This window comes from Hydrogenophaga sp. (genome assembly GCF_018780075.1).
Classification (GTDB): domain Bacteria; phylum Pseudomonadota; class Gammaproteobacteria; order Burkholderiales; family Burkholderiaceae_C; genus Hydrogenophaga.
In genome coordinates this window covers 1-17,676 of record NZ_JADMKB010000154.1, presented here as the reverse complement: position 1 = coordinate 17,676, position 17,676 = coordinate 1, and the positions used below count along the sequence as shown (strand labels likewise).

The 17,676-nt window shown below is 66.4% G+C and carries 19 protein-coding genes; 11 read left to right on the top strand and 8 right to left on the bottom strand.

Translation table 11 applies throughout. The annotated features are described in order from the left end of the window. The first annotated feature begins 172 nt into the window (after positions 1 to 172). The 6 genes from IV088_RS23635 (at position 173) to IV088_RS23610 (ending at position 6,190) form a co-directional block, all read left to right on the top strand. Positions 173 to 703 (top strand): hypothetical protein, encoded by a 531-nt coding sequence (locus IV088_RS23635; protein WP_291106840.1) that lies wholly within the window; start codon positions 173 to 175, stop codon positions 701 to 703. Positions 704 to 788: 85 nt separating this feature from the next. After that, a complete protein-coding gene (locus IV088_RS23630) occupies positions 789 to 1,514 on the top strand; it encodes a hypothetical protein (protein ID WP_291106838.1) in 726 nt (241 codons plus the stop codon). 41 nt (positions 1,515 to 1,555) lie between these two features. Next, the gene (locus IV088_RS23625; protein WP_291106836.1) at positions 1,556 to 1,777 is read left to right on the top strand and encodes a DUF6429 family protein; all 222 of its coding nucleotides are present in this window, start codon (positions 1,556 to 1,558) and stop codon (positions 1,775 to 1,777) included. Between the two features lie 92 nt (positions 1,778 to 1,869). Continuing rightward, positions 1,870 to 4,284, top strand: coding sequence for a Tex family protein (locus IV088_RS23620; RefSeq protein WP_291106834.1), 2,415 nt, complete (start codon positions 1,870 to 1,872; stop codon positions 4,282 to 4,284). Positions 4,285 to 4,443: 159 nt separating this feature from the next. After that, on the top strand, positions 4,444 to 5,271 hold the full coding sequence (locus tag IV088_RS23615; protein ID WP_291106832.1) for an HDOD domain-containing protein: 828 nt from the start codon (positions 4,444 to 4,446) through the stop codon (positions 5,269 to 5,271). A gap of 85 nt (positions 5,272 to 5,356) precedes the next feature. Further along, positions 5,357 to 6,190, top strand: a complete 834-nt coding sequence (locus tag IV088_RS23610; protein WP_291106830.1) for an HDOD domain-containing protein — start codon at positions 5,357 to 5,359, stop codon at positions 6,188 to 6,190. A gap of 90 nt (positions 6,191 to 6,280) precedes the next feature. Here the strand turns inward: IV088_RS23610 and IV088_RS23605 are convergent, their stop codons facing one another. After that, the gene (locus IV088_RS23605; RefSeq protein WP_291106828.1) at positions 6,281 to 7,285 is read right to left on the bottom strand and encodes a tripartite tricarboxylate transporter substrate binding protein; all 1,005 of its coding nucleotides are present in this window, start codon (positions 7,283 to 7,285) and stop codon (positions 6,281 to 6,283) included. Between the two features lie 136 nt (positions 7,286 to 7,421). Continuing rightward, positions 7,422 to 8,411, bottom strand: coding sequence for a tripartite tricarboxylate transporter substrate binding protein (locus tag IV088_RS23600; RefSeq protein WP_291106827.1), 990 nt, complete (start codon positions 8,409 to 8,411; stop codon positions 7,422 to 7,424). 136 nt (positions 8,412 to 8,547) lie between these two features. On the opposite strand from IV088_RS23600, the gene IV088_RS23595 reads away from it, so the two are divergent. From IV088_RS23595 to IV088_RS23575, 5 genes are all read left to right on the top strand, one after another. Continuing rightward, the gene (locus tag IV088_RS23595; protein ID WP_291106825.1) at positions 8,548 to 9,636 is read left to right on the top strand and encodes a patatin-like phospholipase family protein; all 1,089 of its coding nucleotides are present in this window, start codon (positions 8,548 to 8,550) and stop codon (positions 9,634 to 9,636) included. Next, positions 9,633 to 10,394: an AraC family transcriptional regulator gene (locus tag IV088_RS23590; RefSeq protein ID WP_291106823.1), complete on the top strand. Its 762-nt coding sequence runs from the start codon at positions 9,633 to 9,635 to the stop codon at positions 10,392 to 10,394. Before IV088_RS23595 ends, IV088_RS23590 begins: the two co-directional genes overlap by 4 nt. A 94-nt stretch (positions 10,395 to 10,488) precedes the next feature. Next, complete coding sequence (locus IV088_RS23585; protein ID WP_291106822.1) at positions 10,489 to 11,034, top strand: YbhB/YbcL family Raf kinase inhibitor-like protein; 546 nt, start codon at positions 10,489 to 10,491, stop codon at positions 11,032 to 11,034. Between the two features lie 97 nt (positions 11,035 to 11,131). Beyond that, entirely contained in the window at positions 11,132 to 12,067 is a 936-nt protein-coding gene (locus IV088_RS23580) for a rhodanese-related sulfurtransferase (protein ID WP_291106820.1), read from the top strand. Positions 12,068 to 12,208: 141 nt separating this feature from the next. Beyond that, positions 12,209 to 12,742, top strand: coding sequence for a porin family protein (locus IV088_RS23575; RefSeq protein WP_291106819.1), 534 nt, complete (start codon positions 12,209 to 12,211; stop codon positions 12,740 to 12,742). Positions 12,743 to 12,770: 28 nt separating this feature from the next. On the opposite strand, the gene IV088_RS23570 is transcribed toward IV088_RS23575, so the two are convergent. The 6 genes from IV088_RS23570 to narH all read right to left on the bottom strand — a co-directional run. Further along, positions 12,771 to 13,175 carry a ribonucleotide reductase subunit alpha gene (locus IV088_RS23570; RefSeq protein ID WP_291106817.1) on the bottom strand — a complete coding sequence of 135 codons (405 nt, stop codon included), beginning with the start codon at positions 13,173 to 13,175 and terminating at the stop codon, positions 12,771 to 12,773. Between the two features lie 47 nt (positions 13,176 to 13,222). Then, the gene (locus IV088_RS23565) at positions 13,223 to 13,897 is read right to left on the bottom strand and encodes a carbonic anhydrase (protein WP_291106815.1); all 675 of its coding nucleotides are present in this window, start codon (positions 13,895 to 13,897) and stop codon (positions 13,223 to 13,225) included. A 13-nt stretch (positions 13,898 to 13,910) separates the two neighbouring features. Further along, positions 13,911 to 14,744, bottom strand: a complete 834-nt coding sequence (locus IV088_RS23560; protein ID WP_291106813.1) for a peptidylprolyl isomerase — start codon at positions 14,742 to 14,744, stop codon at positions 13,911 to 13,913. 29 nt (positions 14,745 to 14,773) lie between these two features. Continuing rightward, positions 14,774 to 15,487: a respiratory nitrate reductase subunit gamma gene (gene narI, locus IV088_RS23555; RefSeq protein WP_291106811.1), complete on the bottom strand. Its 714-nt coding sequence runs from the start codon at positions 15,485 to 15,487 to the stop codon at positions 14,774 to 14,776. Then, complete coding sequence (narJ, locus tag IV088_RS23550; RefSeq protein WP_291106809.1) at positions 15,484 to 16,185, bottom strand: nitrate reductase molybdenum cofactor assembly chaperone; 702 nt, start codon at positions 16,183 to 16,185, stop codon at positions 15,484 to 15,486. The genes narI and narJ overlap by 4 nt, the downstream gene beginning before the upstream one ends. Before the next feature lies 1 nt (position 16,186). After that, on the bottom strand, positions 16,187 to 17,676 hold a 1,490-nt coding region (gene narH / locus IV088_RS23545; protein WP_291106807.1), incomplete at its 5' end, for a nitrate reductase subunit beta.

Here is a 17,676-nt window from a genome sequence, read left to right as displayed (position 1 = left end):
GATTCATCTACGGAGTTCTGAAGACCCGTGTCATGTTCAACGCTCAATTTCTTGGCAACTCGCTTGACTTTCAAGACGGTATCTAACCCTTCAATCGAGAGGGCATGCCCCGGCAAGCCGTGCCTCTCATTTCAAACGTTATGCGTCACGGTTCACTTCTTCACAGTTCTCCATGAACCCAATAGAAACGCTTGATCTCACACTGAGTACTCTCTTCAAAGGCTTCTCTGCCTACGCGGATGAACTCAACTTCAATCCGATCTGCGAACTGGATGACGCAAATGCCATAGCAGCGCAGCAGTACCCGGGGATCTACATGATCGAGATCAAAGTTCTGGAAAGTCACGCTTCCTTCAAGGCGTGGGCATCATGGTTTCATGGAGAGTGGGTCAGACCTGAGTACGAGCGAATGCACGTACCGAATCCAAAGAAGAAGCGCCTCTCAGCCCACACCGAGCTTGCGGAATGGGTTCCGCTCTACATCGGAAAGTCGAAGTACATCGCAGGCCGCGTGTGGGAGCACATCCATTTGAAGCTAGAACAACCCACAACCGGTATGAAGATCGGGCAGCGCCTCAACATGGTGAATCAGCGTTTTAGGCTGAGCACAATACGGGTCGAGGTCGAAAATTACGATCTCATCATGCCCAAGCTGGAAGCAGCGCTGCGGGACAAGCACAACCCCATCCTTGGTCGCCAGTGACGCCTATCCCTTCAATTGAGAGGCATGCCCCCGGCAGGCCGGGGCATGCCTCTCATCTCAAACGTTAGACATCAAAGGAGATTGTGTGTCTCAGCTCAAACCTTCGTTCATCGCCGAAATAAGAGGCGCACTTGAGGCATCAAGATTCACCAGCGATGACTTCAAGCTTGAATTTCCTAAGTCTGGCAGGACGCTGGCAAAGATCACCTTCGCGTACAAGACCGAGTACTTCCTCTGCATGTTCGAGGACACAAAGCGAGAAGAAGTAAAGGTCGAGCAACGATACGCAATGACCTCAAGAAGCCAGACAGTCGAAGAAACAATCTTTACGGTCAAAGTCGTTCCTGGAAAGTACAAAACGGAAGACGAGATTGAAGTCGGGAACGTTGGCGATTTGATTGAGCACATTCCAAAGTGGTGCGACAACATTCGCTCAGATCTTTATGCAGCAGCCCCAAAGAACGATCCGCTTGCAGCCCTTCGTGAACAACTGCAGAAGAATCTTGACACTCTGGTTGATAAACCCGATGAGTACTTCGACACCGACGAACTTGCGGTCGTCGACAAGCGGTTCGATCAGCTGTTCGAGGAGATTACAAAACTTCGTGATCAGTATTCACTCACAAAGCAGCAGCTCGACACTCTTCAGCGGGAACTGGCAGAGTTCAAGAATAGCGCTCGCGCCTATCCGAAAGGCCTTTGGGCAAAGATCACCGGCAACAAGTTGGTCAAAGCAACCGGACAGATGATCAATTCGCCTGAAGGGCGAACTTTCATCATTCAAGAAATCCGTCGCGCGCTTGGGCTCTAGTTGATGTCAAGCGTTAATTGCCAAATCGTTCCAATATGGCCATGCACGAACCAATCGAAATCGAAGAGGCGGTTTTGGCATTGTTGGGCGCTTTAGAATTCGATAACGGTCGGGCCTGGAAGCGGTTCGATTTCGACGTGATGCAGTCCCTGGCCGATCAGGGTCTGATCTCAGACCCCAAGGGGCGGACCGAGTCGGTCCGTCTGACGCCTGAAGGCATGGCGCGCGCCAAGGCCTTGGCCGACCGGCTGTTTGGCGCTTGAGCGGCCCGCCGGTCGACTTGGCCGGACCCTCCCACCCCTGTGGCAAACTCGCCCGCTTCGTATGAAAACGGGTCGTCGTGGCCCCGAGGGACATGCAAAAAATCATCGCGCAGCTTGCGCAGGAAATCCGGGTCGGCGTTCACCAGGTCAAGGCCGCCGTGGAGTTGCTGGACGGCGGCGCCACCGTGCCCTTCATCGCCCGCTACCGCAAGGAAGCCACCGACGGGCTGGACGACATCCAGTTGCGCGAGCTGGAGGCCCGCCTCAGCTACCTGCGTGAGCTGGAAGACCGCCGGGGCGCGGTGCTCAAGGCCATCGACGAGCAGGGGAAGCTGACCGACGCGCTGCGCGTGGCCATCGCCCAGGCGCCGACCAAGCAGGAGCTGGAAGACCTGTACCTGCCCTTCAAGCTCAAGCGCCGCACCAAGGGCCAGATCGCGCGCGAGTTCGGCATTGAGCCGCTGGCCGACAAGCTGTTTGCCGACCCGACGCTGGACCCGGCCGCCGAAGCCGCCGCGTTCACCAAGCCCGCCGAGGTGCTGGACGACGGCAAACCGGGGGCGGACTTCTCCACCGTGCCGGCCGTGCTCGACGGCGTGCGCGACATCCTCTCCGAGCGCTGGGCCGAAGACGCCGCGCTGCTGCAGAGCCTGCGTGAGTGGCTGTGGACCGAGGGCCTGCTGCAGAGCAAGCTGGTGGCCGGCAAGGATGAAAACCACCCCGACGTGGCGAAGTTCCGCGACTACTTTGATTACGACGAGCCGATCGGCCGCGTGCCCTCGCACCGCGCGCTGGCTGTGTTCCGCGGCCGGGCGCTGGAGATTCTGGACGCCAAGCTGGTGTTGCCCGAGCCCGAGGCGGCCGTGAGCGCGACCACCGGCAAGCCCGCGCCCACCGTGTCGCTGGCCGAGGGCCGCATCGCCCTGCACCTGGGCTGGAGCCACAAGGGCCGCAAGGCCGACGACCTGCTGCGCAAGTGCGTGGCCTGGACCTGGCGCGTGAAGCTCAGCCTGTCCAGCGAGCGCGACCTGTTCGCCCGCCTGCGCGAGAGCGCCGAGGCGGTGGCGATCAAGGTGTTTGCCGACAACCTGCGCGACCTGCTGCTGGCCGCGCCGGCCGGCCCGCGCGTGGTCATGGGGCTGGACCCGGGCATCCGCACCGGCGTGAAGGTGGCCGTGGTCGACGCGACCGGCAAGCTGGTGGACACCGCGACCGTGTACCCGCACGAGCCCAAGCGCGACTGGGACGGCTCGCTGCACACGCTGGTGCGCCTGTGCGACAAACACGGCGTGAACCTGATCGCCATCGGCAACGGCACCGCCAGCCGCGAGACCGACAAGCTGGCCGCCGACCTGATCAAGCTGATCCAGAAGGGCGCCGCGCCCGACCACCCCTGCCACGGCCTGCAGAAGGTGGTGGTCAGCGAGGCCGGCGCCTCGGTGTACTCCGCGAGTGAATTCGCCTCGCAGGAAATGCCCGACGTGGACGTGAGCCTGCGCGGCGCGGCCTCCATCGCCCGGCGCCTGCAGGACCCGCTGGCCGAGCTGGTGAAGATCGACCCCAAGAGCATCGGCGTGGGCCAGTACCAGCACGACGTGAACCAGAGCGAGCTCGCCCGCACGCTGGACGCGGTGGTGGAAGACTGCGTGAACGGCGTGGGCGTGGACCTGAACACCGCCAGCGTGCCGCTGCTCTCCAAGGTGTCGGGCCTGTCGGCCACGGTGGCGAAGTCGGTGGTGCGCTGGCGCGAGGCGCACGGTGCGTTCAAGAGCCGCCAGCAGCTGCTGGAAGTGTCGGGCCTGGGCGCCAAGACCTTCGAGCAGGCGGCGGGTTTCCTGCGCATCCGGGGCGGCGACAACCCGCTGGACATGACCGGCGTGCACCCGGAAACCTACCCCGTCGTCGAGCAGATCATCGCGAAGACCGGCCAGCCGGTGGCCACGCTCATGGGCCGCGCCGACATGCTCAAGACCCTGCGCCCGGAGCTGTTCGCCAACGAGAAGTTCGGGGTGATCACGGTCAAGGACATCCTGACCGAGCTGGAGAAACCCGGCCGCGACCCGCGCCCGGACTTTGCGGTGGCGCGCTTCAACGACGGCGTCGAAGACATCAGCGACCTGCGCGAAGGCATGATCCTCGAAGGAACGGTGTCCAACGTCGCGCAATTCGGCGCTTTCATCGACCTCGGCGTGCACCAGGACGGTCTGGTGCACGTGAGCCAGCTGGCCAACAAGTTCGTCAACGACGCGCGCGAGATCGTCAAGACCGGCGACATCGTGAAGGTCAAGGTGATGGAGGTCGACGTGGCGCGCAAGCGCATCGGCCTGTCGATGCGGCTGGACGCCACGCCGGCCCAACGCGCAGCCGGCGCCCCGCGCGACAACCGCTTCGAGCCGGTCCGTGGCGGGCCGCGCGCGGGCGGGCAGGGCGGTGGCCCGCGCCAGCCCGAACCGGCCGGCGCCATGGCCTCGGCCTTCGCCAAGCTGCAGGGCGTGGGCAAACGCTGACCGGCGGATTCGCGGGACGGACGCGGTCCGTTTCGCGGGGTCTGGAGCGGGCGGGCCCGAGGCCCTGCCGGGCGGTGCGGCGAGCCTCAAGTTGCCGTCGGTCGGGTCGATAAAGCTGGTGTCACCCCGCCCTTTGTCACGACCTTCGGACTTCAGCCCATGCAACTCGAAGCTCTGCTCAATTACCCCCGTGCCTTGCCGGCCATGCCACGCACCGTCTCGGACCTGCTGGCCGAGATGAACCTGGAAGACCCCAGCCCCAAACGGGTGGGGGAACTGATCGGGCGCGACCCGGCCCTGACCACGCGCGTGCTGCGCCTCTCGAACTCGGCCTTTTTCCGCGTCAGCCGCAAGATCGGCAGCGCCGACGAGGCCGTGGCTCTGTTGGGCATGACCCATGTGCGTTCGCTGGTGATGGCGGCGGCCCTGGGCGCGAGCTTCAAGAACGTGCCCGGCATCGACCTCAAACAGTTCTGGCGCTACAGCCTGCGGGCGGGCGACATCGCGCGCTCGCTGGCCGGTGTGCTGCACCAGAACCAGGGCAACGCGTTCACCGCGGGCCTGATCCACGCCATCGGCGTGCTGGTGATGCACATCGCCATGCCCGACCGCATGCTGGCGCTCAACATCAGCACCCAGCCGCTGGACCTGGACCGGGCCGTCGCCGAACAGGCGATGTTCGGCTACAGCTACGCCCAGGTGGGCGCCGGCATGGTGGAGAAATGGCAGTTCCCGAACGAAATGGTGTCGGCCCTGACCAACCAGCTCACCCCCTTTGAGGGCGAAGCCTACGACCCGCTCGCCGGGTTGCTGCACCTGGCCTCCTGGCGCGCCCGCGCCGAGGAGCTGCAGCTCGACAACAACGGCATGGCCGCGACCTTCCCCGACATGGTCGGGCTCACGCTCGGGCTGGACCTCGACAGCGTGCTGGGCAAGGACCCCGCCGAGTGGTCTTTCAGCCAGGCCCTGGCCGCTTTCGTCGAGTGAATCCGGCGCCGGGCCTCAAGTCCCCCACGCGGTGGACGATGAACCTCAAACCCCCCACCTGTTTTCCATCCACCGGGAAATCACCATGCAGCTCGACAAACTCCTCAAACAGCCCCATGCGCTGCCTTCGGCGCCCAAGGTCGTTCGAAAGCTCATGGACACCTTCGACCGGGAAGAGGTGGATCTGCTGTACGCCGCCGACCTGATCGAGTCCGACCCGGTGTTGACCGCCAAGCTGATCAAGACCGCCAACTCGGCCTTTTTCGGCTTGCACCGCAGCGTGACCAACGCCCGCGAGGCCATGAACATGATGGGCCTGATCAAGGTCCGCGCGCTGGTGATCGCGGCGGCGCTGGGCGACGGTTTTCACCGCCTGGGCGGCGTCAACCTCAACCAGTTCTGGCGCTACAGCCTCAACTCGGCCAACCTCTCGCGCTACATCGCCCTGCCGATCAAGATCGACGAAAACACGGCGTTCACGGCCGGTCTCGTGCACGGCATCGGCGAGCTGGTCATGCACGTGGGCATGCCCGAGGCCATGATCGATCTCGACCGCAGCGTGCCCATGCTCGACCTCAAACGCGCCCGCGCCGAAAGGGGCCTGTTTGGCTACAGCTACGCCGAAGTGGGGGCGGCACTGGCCCGTGAATGGCGCTTCCCCCAGAAGATGATCAACGCCATCGAACACCACACAGCGCCGTTCGACAACGAGGTCTACGAACCCATCGCCGGGGTGATCCACATCGCGTCCTGGCGCTCCCGCGCCGAGGAACTGTCGATCGGCAGCGAGGGCCTGATCAACACCTACCCCGACCCCATCGGCCTGGTGCTGGGCATCGACCCCGACACCGTGATCAGCGAAGAGATCCCTTCCCTGACCCGCCACACGGAAAAGTCCGAGACCCCGGTCACGGTTTGACCTGAACACCCCCGCCGCGCTGCGCGCGACCGGCGGAAGGGGGCGGCACCGCTTCAGGCCTCGTGGTGCTCCGGCGCTGTGAAAGGCGGTTCAGGCCTTGAGTTTGAGCATCATGGCCACGGCGCTGGCCATGGCCTGCTCGATCATCAGCACCTTGGTGAACTCCTCGCCGTGCATCAGCGCGTCGGTCCACTTTTCCGTGCGCAGCGACTGCTTCCACGCCGGCGTCTGGGTGGCGGCGACCACGATGTTGCGCAGCTGGGTGCGCTCGGCCTCCGAGATCTGGCCCGGGCCGAACACCGCCCGCCAGTTGCCGAGGTCGGTGTTGACGCCCAGTTCGTTGAGCGACGGGATGCCGTGCAGCGACTTGCGCGCCGACACGGCCAGGGGCGTGAGGCTCTTGCTGTCGATGCCCGCCTGGAATTCGCTGTAGCTGGAGATGGCGACCTGGGCGTCGCCCTTCTCCAGCAAGGCCACGGCCTCGCGGCCGCTGCTCGTGGGCAGGTACTTCAGCTGGCCGGCGTCGAGGCGCAGCTGGCGCGCGATCATGCCGGCGAGCATGTGATCGACCCCGCCCGCCGAGCCCCCGGTGAACGCCACCGACGACAGGTCTTTGCGCATCGCTTCCTTCAGCGCGTTCATGTCGGGGAAGCGGCCCCCGGTGGGGGTCACCAGCACCATGAAATCGTTGGTCAGGCGGGCGATGGGGCTGACCTGCGACAGCGTGACCGCCGGGCGGTTCACCGCGATGGCACCCAGCATGACCATGCCGCCGATCAGCAGCGCCGAGGGGTCGCGGTTGAAGCGTTCCACGAAGTCGGTCAGGCCGATGGTGCCGCCTTTGCCGCCCTTGTTTTCATAGACCACCTGCTGCGCCAGACCGGCCGACTGGATCGCGGCACCGAGGGCGCGCCCGGTCTGGTCCCAGCCGCCGCCGGCGCCCCCCGGGATGTAGACGGTCAGCTTCGCGAGCGGCGCGGGTGCGTTCGCGGGGCGGGCCACCACAGGGGCCGCCTTCTGGGCGAACGACAGGGGATGGGTGGCCCACAGCGCGCCGACCGCGCCACAGGTCTTCAGCCAATTTCTGCGGATCATGGGCGGTGCCTCGTCGAATGAAGGTGGGGAATCCCATTCGAACGGGGAAGGCTGTCAATTGCCTGTCAGTCGCCCCCGGGAGAACCCGAGGTCCGGCGGAGGCGGGGGCGCCGTGGCCCGCGCCCGGTTGCAGGCCTCAGGCCTTGAGTTTGAGCATCATCGCCATGGCGCTGGCCATGCCCTGCTCGACGACCAGCCGGCCGGCGAAGTCCTGCCCGTGCAGCAGCGCGTTGAACCACTTGTTCTTCTCCAGCGCCTGCGCCCAGGCGGGGTGCTGGGTGGCCAGGACCACAATGCGGCGCAGGTTCTCGCGTTGCGCCGCGTCGATGCGCCCGGGGGCGAACACCGCGCGCCAGTTGCTCAGGTCGGTCTGCAGGCCTTGTTCGTGCAGGGAGGGCACCCCGTAGAGCGCCCGGCGGGAAGACATCGCCAGCGGCGTGAGCTGGTTCTTTTCAATGCCGGGCTGGAATTCGCTGTAGCTCGAGATCGCCACCTGCGCCTGAGCCTTCTCCAGCAACGCCGCGGCTTCGGGGCCGCTGCTGGTGGGCAGGTACTGGAGCTTCGTCACGTCCTGCCGCAGCTGGAGGGCGATCATGCCGGCGAGCACATGGTCGACCCCGCCGGCCGAACCGCCGGTGAACCGCACCTCGGCCAGGTTGGTGCGCATGGCCTGGGTCAGCGCGGCCACGGAGTCCGGCTGCTGCCCTGTTTTTGACACCAGGACCATGAAGTCGTTGGTCAGCCGCGCGATGGGGCTGACCTGGTCCAGCGTGGCTTTCGACTGCCCGAGCGCGATCGCGCCCAGCATCACCATGCCACCGACCATCAGCGCCGCCGGGTTGCGGTCGTGGCGCGCGACGAAGTCGGCCAGCCCGACGGTGCCGCCCTTGCCGCCCTTGTTCTCGTAGGTCACCCGATCGGCCAGGCCGGCGGCCTGGATGGCCGTGCCCAGCGCGCGCCCGGTCTGGTCCCAGCCGCCACCGGCACCGCCGGGGATGTAGATGTGCAGCTCGGGCAGGCGGGTGGGGGCCGGCCCTGCGGCGGGTGTCTGGGCGAACGCGGCGGGCCCCATGCCCAACAGGCAGGCGCCAGCGCCACCTGCCGCGAGCAAGCTTCTTCGATCCATGTGCTGACCCCCTTGTGTATCGGTTCCAATCGGAACTCCATTACAGAGACGCCAGCTGTCAGTCGGCTGTCAGCGGGCTCCGTCTGCCGACCCTGCGCCACCGTTCATCCTTTCTGTCCATCCGCACCGCGTTGTCATGCCTGCTCTGCGCCTCTATGCCGGTCCTGCGGCCCGCTCCCACATCGAACGCCACGGCCTGCGCCCGCAGGACGTGGGCGCCATCCCCGCCGCGGCCGGTGGCCCCAAGGGCCTGATCCTCGGGCCGCTCGACCGCTTCATTTTTGGTGAGTGGTTGCCGCGCAGCCAGCAGCCCGTGGACCTGATCGGCGCATCGATCGGCGCCTGGCGCATGGCCACGGCCTGCCTGGACGACCCCGTCGCTTCGTTGATGCGGCTGGAGCGCGATTACATCGCCCAGCACTTCGAGCTGCCGCAGGGCCAGAAGCGCCCCACCGCCGAGCAGGTCAGCCGCCAGTTCGCCCGCAACCTCCAGGTCTTCTACGGCGGGCGCATCGACGAGCTGCTGCGCCACCCGCGCTACCGCCTGCACCTCGTCACCTCGCGCGGGCGCCATGTGCTCGCGCGCGACGGTGCGCTGCGCACACCGCTCGGGTACCTCGGTGCCTTCGTGGCCAACGCCATGGGGCGCAAGGCCCTGGGCGCCTGGCTGGAGCGGGTGGTGTTCTCCTCGCTGCACGGCGCAGTGCCCGCCGCGCTGCCCTTTGGCACGCAGGACTTCCGCACCCGCCAGATTCCGCTGAACGCGAGCAACTTCATGGACGCGCTGCAGGCCAGTTGCTCCATTCCCTTTGTGCTGCGCCCGGTGCACGCCATCGCCGGCGCGCCGCCCGGCCCCTATTGGGACGGCGGCATCACCGACTACCACCTGCACCTGCAGTACCAGACGCCCGACACCGCGCCGCTGGTGCTGTACCCGCATTTCCAGCGCGCGGTGGTGCCCGGCTGGCTCGACAAGCGCTGGACCGGCCGCCACGTGGCCAGCCCCGCGCTGGACCGCATGCTGGTGGTCGCGCCCGACCCGGACTGGGTCAGGACCCTGCCCCACGGCCGCCTGCCCGACCGCAGCGATTTCACGCGCCACGGCCAGAACCTGGCGGCGCGCGTGCAGGCCTGGAGCGCGGCCACGGCCGCCGCCGTGCAAATCGCCGACGAGTTCGCGCAATGGCTGGAGCGGCCCGACCTGTCGCGAGTGGAGGCGCTGTGAGCGCCGGGGTGCGCATTTTTGCGGCCCAGCGCTACCGGCTGAGCACGCTCACCCTGCGGTCGGATGCGCTCATCCTCGTGCTCAGGGGCCGCAAGTCACTGCATGCGCCAGGGCAACGTTTCGATGCCGGTCCAGGGCAGGCGGTGCTGATCGCGCGGGGCTCGCAGTGGGACGTGGTCAATGACCCACGCGGGCAAGCTTGCTATGAGGCCCTGGTGCTGGCTTTCGACGACGACATGGTGCGCGATATCGAGGCGCTCGCGCACACGAAAGAAGCCGCTGCCATGGTGGGCGCCAGGGTGGTCGCCGTGGACGACGAGCTGGACGGTGCGGTGCGCCGCTGTCTGCCCGCGCCGAACGCCACGCTGTCCGATGCCTTGGTGCGCCACCGGGCGAAGGAGGTTCTGTTGCTCCTGGCCGAGCGTGGGCATCGGCTGGTGTCCACCCTCGGGCTGGACTGGGGCGAGCGGGTGCGTCGGCTGGTGTCTCAGCGTCCCGACGCCGACTGGAATGTGGCTGCGCTCGCCGACGCGTTTCACCTGAGCGAATCCACCTTGCGCCGCCGCCTGCAAAGCGAAGACCTCTCGCTGGCGGCGCTGGTGCGAGAGGTGCGGCTGGAGACCGCCTTGGGCCTCTTGCAAACCTCGGCCTTGTCGGTGGGCGAGGTGGCACAGCGCTGTGGCTGGGCATCGCACAGCCGCTTCAGTGCGGCGTTCCGCGAGCGCTGGGGTGTGCCGCCTTCCGTCGTTCGACATTGACCGGTCGCGCACAGCGATTGACGGAAACCGGGCAGCGCGCGGCCCGAGAAGGGGCGAGCATCGAGCTCTGTTCACACCTTCATGGAGCTTGCATTTGAAACCCGCCCTCTTTTTTCTTCTTGCCAGCCTGGCCGGTGCCGCCGGTGCCGCCGACTTCACCCTGACCAGCCCCACGGTGAAACCCAATGGCACGCTGGGTGCCCCCCAGGTGTTCAACGGTTTTGGCTGCTCGGGTGGCAATGTGTCGCCGGCGCTCGCGTGGCAGAACCCGCCTGCGGGCACGCGCAGCTTTGCGCTCACCACCTACGACCCCGACGCGCCCACGGGCTCGGGGTGGTGGCACTGGGTGGTCTACAACATCCCGGCTGCCGTCAGCGCATTGCCCGAAGACGCTGGCCGCGTCGATGGCTCGCGCCTGCCTGCGGGCGCCCAGCAGGGCCGCAGCGATTACGGTGTCGCCGGCTTTGGCGGTGCCTGCCCACCCGTGGGCGACAAGCCGCACCGCTACCGGTTCACCTTGCACGCGCTCAAGACCGATCGCCTGGAGGTGCCTGCCGATGCCTCGGCGGCCCTGATCGGGTTCATGATCTCGGGTCAAAGGCTGGGCAGCGTGACGCTGCAAGCCACCTACGGGCGCTGAGGACGACGCCGTCCCCGTTGCCGTGTGGCTCGACAACGGGGTGTGGGTGTTCATGCACAAAGACGGCAGACCGGAGGGAGGCGCCGATAATCGGGCGATGCCCCGTTTCCTCACCGCTGCTCTCTACAAATTCGTCGATCTGCCCGACTTCGCCGCGCTGCGCGACCCCCTGCTCGCGGTGTGCGAGGCCCACCAGGTCAAGGGCACGCTGCTGCTCGCGCGCGAGGGCATCAACGGCACCATCGCCGGCCCCGAGGCGGGCGTGCGGGCGGTGCTGGCGTTCCTGCACGCGGACCCGCGCCTGGCCACGCTGGGCCACAAGGCCTCGTGGTCGGACAAACCGCCGTTCCTGCGCATGAAGGTGCGGCTGAAGAAAGAGATCGTCACCCTCGGCGTGCCCGAGCTCGACCCCAGCCGCACCGTGGGCCAGTACGTGAAACCGCAGGACTGGAACGCGCTGCTGGCCGATCCCGATGTGCTCGTGATCGACACGCGCAACGACTACGAGGTGGCCATCGGCAGCTTCAAGGGCGCGATCAACCCCGACATCAAGACCTTCACCGAGCTGCCGGCCTGGCTCGATGCGCAGCCCGCGCTGCAGGACGGCAGGAAGCCCAAGGTGGCGATGTTTTGCACCGGCGGCATCCGCTGCGAGAAGTCGACCGCGTTGATGAAGATGCGCGGCTTCGACGAGGTTTACCACCTCGAAGGCGGCATCCTCAAGTACCTCGAAGAGGTGCCGCCCGAGCAGAGCACCTGGGAGGGGGAGTGCTTCGTGTTCGACGAGCGAGTGAGCGTGGGCCACGGGCTGCGGCCCGGTCCCCACGAGCTGTGCCGCTCGTGCCGCTGGCCGCTGGGCGAGGCCGAGAAGGCATCGCCGCTGTACGTGAAGGGCGTGAGCTGCCCGCATTGCCACGACCTGCGCAGCCCCAAAGAGAAAGCGCGGCTGGCCGAGCGCCAGCGCCAGGTGGAGCTGGCCGAGGTGCGGGGTGAGTTGCATGTGGGGGCACGCATGCCTTCGCACGACGACTGAACGCACCGCGAAGCTGTCCCGTCGCGCGGCGGTTGCAAAGTGCGTCGCTCCGGTAAAGCGGGTAACGCTTCTCAACACCTGGGGTTTGGGGCTGGATTCGTCCCTAGACTGGCGACCTTTGCAACACCCCAAGGAGTTTTCATGAAGCGTCTCATTCCCCTCGTTGCCATCGCCACGCTCGCCACCGCCTCGGTGGCGGCGAACGCCCAGGGCCTGTACGGTGAACTCGGCTACACCCCCCTGAAGCTCGAAGGCAAGGTCTCTGGTGTGGGCGTGACGTCCAAGCCGTCCAACGTGCGCGGCATCATCGGCTACGAGCTGAACGACAACCTCGCCGTCGAGAGCATGCTCAGCCTCGGCCTGCGCGACTCCGCCGTGAAGGTGGGCGGTTTCAACTCGGGCGGCAAGGCCGAGGTGGACAACATGGTCGGTGTGTTCGTCAAGCCCAAGGTCCATGTCGGCGAGGGCCTTGAAGTGTTCGGTCGCCTCGGTGCCACGCGGGCCAAGCTGTCCATCGGCAGCGAGAACGCGAGCGACACCTCCATCGCCTACGGTCTCGGCGCGAGCTACCACATCAACAGCCAGCTCTCGGTCAACGCCGACTACATGACGTACCACGACAAGGACGACGTCACCCTCAAGGGCTTCACCGTCGGCGTCGGCTACAAGTTCTGACCCGGCGGGGTGGCGGCGGTGGTGCGGCTCAGCCGAGCTGCACCGCCTCGCCCTCGGGGTTGAAGGGGATGAACGCCTGCAGGCGCCCCAGGCGGATCGCCTCCACCATGTCCTGCAACGGCTTTTCCGCGTCTTCGCTGGTGGGCGCGCGGCCCGAGCGGCCCGACAGGGCCGCTGCGAAGACCATGCCCCAGTCCGGCCCCATCTGGCGGGCTTCCTGTTTGAACTGCTCGAACGACACGATCTCGTCCGGGGTTTTGTCCACGCACATCTGAGGCACCAGCGCACCGCCCTCGCCACGCTCGAAACCCGCGCGTTCGGCGGGGCTCGCGTCGTCGGGCAGCTCGATGCCGGCGAACACGAACAGCAGCCGCTGCGGCTGGGCTTGTGCGCGCGCGGCGCTCAACAGGTCGTCAAAGGTGGCGATGTTCATGGTGTCCTGGCCATTTCAGAAAAGAGGGGCGAAGCAGGTGGTGCGCTTCAGGGTTCAATGATCTGTCCGTCGTGTTCGACATAGGGCTGGTAGGGGCCGGTGCCGCTGTGGGTGGACACCGAGGCGGGCACGAAGTCACCCTGCTGGGCGTCGAACACATGCACCTCGCCGTCTTCGATCACGTAGTGCCAGCCGTGCAGGGTGAGGCGCCCCGCCTCCACCTCGCGCCGCACCATGGGGTAGCCCATGAGGCGCTCCAGCTGCAGCACCACGGCGCGCTGTTCGGTGCGGCACAGCGCTTCGGCACTGGGCTGCACCGGCAGCAAGGCCTCGTCCATCAGCCGGAGCCATGAGCGCAGCGCCACCGCCTCTTCGGGCGCTCCGTCGTAGGCGGTTCGAACCGCGCCACAGTGGCTGTGACCACACACGATGATGCGCTCCACCTGCAGGGTGAGCACCGCGTATTCGATCGCTGCCATGGTGCCGTGCAAACCATGCGACTGGTCGTAGGGCGGCACCAGCGCGCCCACGTTGCGCACCAGGAACAGCTCGCCCGGCGCCGCGCCCGTGAGCAGGTACGGCACGAGGCGCGAATCGGAGCACCCGATGAACAGCGTCTTGGGGTGCTGCCCCTGCGCCACGAGGTCCTGAAACCGCTGCTGGTGCAACGGGAAATAGTCCTCGTGGAAATCGCGCAGGCGCAGCAGCAGCTCGTCGGGCATGTCGGCCTCGGTCCTACTGGACGAGCGGGCTGTCGGCGCCCTCCAGCTCGACGCCCTCCACCTGGGCCTGTCCCACCAGCAGCTGCATGTACTGGCGCAGCGCGGTGCTGCGCGACTGCAGCGCGAGCCGGCTGGCGATCTGGTCGCGGACCTGCTCGAACTCGGGCAACACGCCTTTCTTGCGGCCCAGAACCTCGATGATGTGCAGGCCGAAGCGCGTGTGCACGAGGCGCGGGTGCACGCCCATGCCCCAGCGCGAGTCGGTCTGGAAAAACAGCTCGTTCGCCAGCTCGGGGGCGCAGGCTTCCGGCGTCACCCAGCCCAGGTCGCCGCCCTGGGCGCCCGAGGGGCAGTTCGACAGCTCGGCGGCCATTTGTGCGAAGCGACCCGCAGGCACATCCTTGCGCGACAGCTCCAGCAGCGCCGTTTCGGCGCGCTGCGACAGCGCATGCACGTTCACGCCCGGTGTCACCGCGAACAGGATGTGCCGCACATGCAGCGCCTGCCCGACGATCAGCCGGTTTTTCTGCGCCTCGTAGTGGCGGCGGCATTCGTCTTCGGTGGGGTCGGGCGAGGTGACGGCCTGGTCGAGCATGGTCTCGATGACCTGGCGCTGTGCCTCGTCCGGCTGCTGCGCGACCAGCCCGCGGTAGCGCGGCAGCAGGCCCTGCTTCACCGCTTGCTGCATCAGCAGCTCGGTGTAGGCGCGCTCGCGCAGGGTCTGGGCGTCGAGCTCCTCACCGGGTTCGTGCAGGGCGATGCCGTTGATGCTGGCCACCTGGGGTTGGGCCAGGCCGGCGCAGGCGCAGCTGCTGCTGCCGCAACCGACGGAGGAAGATGGGCTCATGGTGGTGTCCTGGTTCATGGCGGGTTCACTCAGCGCTGGCGGGTGGAATCGGGCGTCAGGCCCAGCTTGCGGCTGCGCACCACCTGGTAGGGGCGAACGATGTAGGCCAGTGTGCCGAAGCCGCTCCACACGTGCACCAGGCGCGAGAAGGGGAAGAGCAGGAAGATCGTCATGCCCAGCACCAGGTGCACCTTGTAGGGCCAGTCCAGCGCCACCAGGCCGGCGGCGTCGGGCCTGAAGGTCACGATGCGCTGCGCCCAGTCGGCCAGCGCCAGCATCACGCCCGCGTCCTTGTGGCCGAACGAATAGGGCAGGGTGATCAGGCCCAGCACCAGCTGCACCCACAGGATGATCAGGATGCCGAGGTCGGTGCGGTGGCTGGTGAGGCGGATGCGCTCGTCGAAGATGCGGCGGTGCAGCAGCAGCGTCAGGCCGATGAAGCAGATCACGCCGGCGATGCCGCCCGCGGTCACGGCCACCAGCTGCTTCTGTTCGGCGGTGATGAAGGGCTCGTACATGAAGTGCGGCGTGAGCAGACCCACCGTGTGGCCGCCGAACAGGAACAGGATGCCAATGTGGAACAGGTTGCTGCCCCAGCGCAGCTGGCCCTTGCGCAGCAGCTGCGACGAATCGCTTTTCCAGGTGTACTGGTCGCGATCGAAGCGCGCCAGGCTGCCCATGAGGAACACCGACAGGCAGATGTAGGGGTAGATGCTGAAGAGGAAGTTGTGCAGCGAGTTCATGCCTGCGCTCCTTGAGAAGGTTGGGGAGACTTTCTGACGATCTGGATCGGTTGCGGCTGGTTCGGTTTGGCCTGGCCTTCGGTCGAGCAGCCACCAAACACCTCGGGCTCGGCCCAGCTCTCGTCCATTTCCGGCTCGGGCGCGACGGCCACGGCTTCGGCTTTTTCGCCCGCCAGTTCCAGCACCGCGGCCAGCACGCTGGCGTAGGGGCTCTGGCGACCGGCCAGTGCGCTGAAGATCACGCGCACGATGTGCGCGATCTCGCCCATGAACTCACGCGCCTGCGGCGGCGGCTGGGTGGAGGCGAACTCCAGCACCACCGGCAGGTAGTCGGGCAGCTCGTTGGGGCCGAGAAACAGCCCGGCCTTTTCGTAGGTCTGGATCAGGTCGATCATGGCCGGGCCACGGTCGCGCGAGTCGCCCAGCACATGCTCGAACAGGTGCAGCGCGGTGCTGCGCCCGCGGTCGAACAGCTCGACGTAGTCGGCTTCGACATCCAGCGCAGGTTGTTGACTCAGGTGCACCAGCAGCGCGTCGAGTTCAACCAGCCGCGTGGCCGGCAAGGCGGCTTCGGTGCGCAATGCATCGCGCAGTTCACCGGCGTGCGCACGCAGCTCGGCGGTGGGGTAACGCAGCAGGTGGGCGAGCACGCGCAACGTGTGCACGGCGGGCTTTTGGGGAGATGAGAAAAATGCCATGTCAGACCCCTGCCTTGATCGGGATGGTGCGCTTCTTCTCGCTGCCGAACAGGCTCGTTTCCGTCTGCCCTTCCGAGCAACCGTTGCCGAAGCTGAAGCCGCAGCCGCCCTTGATGTTGAAGGTGTTCTCGGCGTATTCGCGGTGGGTGGTGGGGATCACGAAACGGTCCTCGTAGTTGGCGATCGCCATGGTCTGGTACATGTCTTCAACCTCACGCACGCTCAAGCGCACCTGGTCGAGCACGTCCTGGTTGATCACGCCGTCCACATGCTTGGCACGCTGGTAGCTGCGCATGGCCAGCATGCGTTCGAGCGCACGCACCACGGGGATCGTGTCACCGGCGGTCAGCAGGTTGGCGAGGTATTTCACCGGGATGCGCAGCTGGCTCACGTCCGGGATCTCGCCGTTGTCGCCCAGGTGCCCGGCGTTGGCCGCGGCGGTGATGGGCGAGAGCGGCGGCACGTACCAGACCATGGGCAGCGTGCGGTACTCGGGGTGCAGCGGCAGCGCCACCTTCCAGTCCACCGCCATCTTGTAGACCGGGCTGTGGCGCGCGGCCTCCAGCCAGTTGTCAGGGATGCCGTCGGCGCGCGCCTGCGCGATCACCGCCGGGTCGTGCGGGTCCATGAAGAGATCGATCTGCGCCTTGTAAAGATCCATCTCGTTGGGCACGCTGGCGGCTTCCTGGATGCGGTCCGCGTCGTACAGCAGCACGCCCAGGTAACGGATGCGGCCCACGCAGGTTTCGCTGCACACGGTGGGCTGGCCGGCCTCGATGCGCGGGTAGCAGAAGATGCACTTCTCGGCCTTGCCGCTCTTCCAGTTGTAGTAGATCTTCTTGTAGGGGCAGCCGCTCACGCACATGCGCCAGCCGCGGCACTTGTCCTGGTCGATCAGCACGATGCCGTCTTCCTCGCGCTTGTAGATCGAGCCCGAGGGGCACGAGGCCACACACGCCGGGTTCAGGCAGTGCTCGCACAGGCGCGGCAGGTACATCATGAAGGTGTTCTCGAACTGACCCATCATGTCTTTCTGGGCCTGCTCGAAACCGTCCATGTTCGCGTCTTTGCTGCGCTTGCTGAACTCGCCACCGAGAATTTCTTCCCAGTTCGGACCCCACTCGATCTTCTCCATGCGCTTGCCGGTGATCAGCGAACGCGGGCGCGCGGTGGGCGCGTGCTTCATCTCCGGCGCCGACTGCAGGTGGTCGTAGTCGAAGGTGAAGGGCTCGTAGTAGTCGTCGATCTGCGGCAGGTTGGGGTTGCTGAAGATCTTCATCAGCAGCGACCACTTGCCGCCCTGCTTGGGCACGATGGAGCCGTCGGCCTTGCGGACCCAGCCCCCGTTCCACTTGTCCTGGTTTTCCCACTCCTTGGGGTAACCGATGCCGGGCTTGGTCTCGACGTTGTTGAACCAGGCGTATTCCACACCGGGGCGGCTGGTCCAGACGTTCTTGCAGGTGACCGAACAGGTGTGGCAGCCGATGCACT

Excerpts from the sequence above, each read along its gene's own strand:
- IV088_RS23635 (WP_291106840.1), top strand. The coding sequence starts at position 173 with ATGAACCCAATAGAAACGCTTGATCTCACACTGAGTACTCTCTTCAAA.
- IV088_RS23625 (WP_291106836.1), top strand. The coding sequence starts at position 1,556 with ATGCACGAACCAATCGAAATCGAAGAGGCGGTTTTGGCATTGTTGGGC.
- IV088_RS23620 (WP_291106834.1), top strand. The coding sequence starts at position 1,870 with ATGCAAAAAATCATCGCGCAGCTTGCGCAGGAAATCCGGGTCGGCGTT.
- IV088_RS23615 (WP_291106832.1), top strand. The coding sequence starts at position 4,444 with ATGCAACTCGAAGCTCTGCTCAATTACCCCCGTGCCTTGCCGGCCATG.
- IV088_RS23610 (WP_291106830.1), top strand. The coding sequence starts at position 5,357 with ATGCAGCTCGACAAACTCCTCAAACAGCCCCATGCGCTGCCTTCGGCG.
- IV088_RS23605 (WP_291106828.1), bottom strand. The coding sequence starts at position 7,285 with ATGATCCGCAGAAATTGGCTGAAGACCTGTGGCGCGGTCGGCGCGCTG.
- IV088_RS23600 (WP_291106827.1), bottom strand. The coding sequence starts at position 8,411 with ATGGATCGAAGAAGCTTGCTCGCGGCAGGTGGCGCTGGCGCCTGCCTG.
- IV088_RS23595 (WP_291106825.1), top strand. The coding sequence starts at position 8,548 with ATGCCTGCTCTGCGCCTCTATGCCGGTCCTGCGGCCCGCTCCCACATC.
- IV088_RS23580 (WP_291106820.1), top strand. The coding sequence starts at position 11,132 with ATGCCCCGTTTCCTCACCGCTGCTCTCTACAAATTCGTCGATCTGCCC.
- IV088_RS23575 (WP_291106819.1), top strand. The coding sequence starts at position 12,209 with ATGAAGCGTCTCATTCCCCTCGTTGCCATCGCCACGCTCGCCACCGCC.
- IV088_RS23570 (WP_291106817.1), bottom strand. The coding sequence starts at position 13,175 with ATGAACATCGCCACCTTTGACGACCTGTTGAGCGCCGCGCGCGCACAA.
- IV088_RS23565 (WP_291106815.1), bottom strand. The coding sequence starts at position 13,897 with ATGCCCGACGAGCTGCTGCTGCGCCTGCGCGATTTCCACGAGGACTAT.
- IV088_RS23560 (WP_291106813.1), bottom strand. The coding sequence starts at position 14,744 with ATGAGCCCATCTTCCTCCGTCGGTTGCGGCAGCAGCAGCTGCGCCTGC.
- narI (WP_291106811.1), bottom strand. The coding sequence starts at position 15,487 with ATGAACTCGCTGCACAACTTCCTCTTCAGCATCTACCCCTACATCTGC.
- narJ (WP_291106809.1), bottom strand. The coding sequence starts at position 16,185 with ATGGCATTTTTCTCATCTCCCCAAAAGCCCGCCGTGCACACGTTGCGC.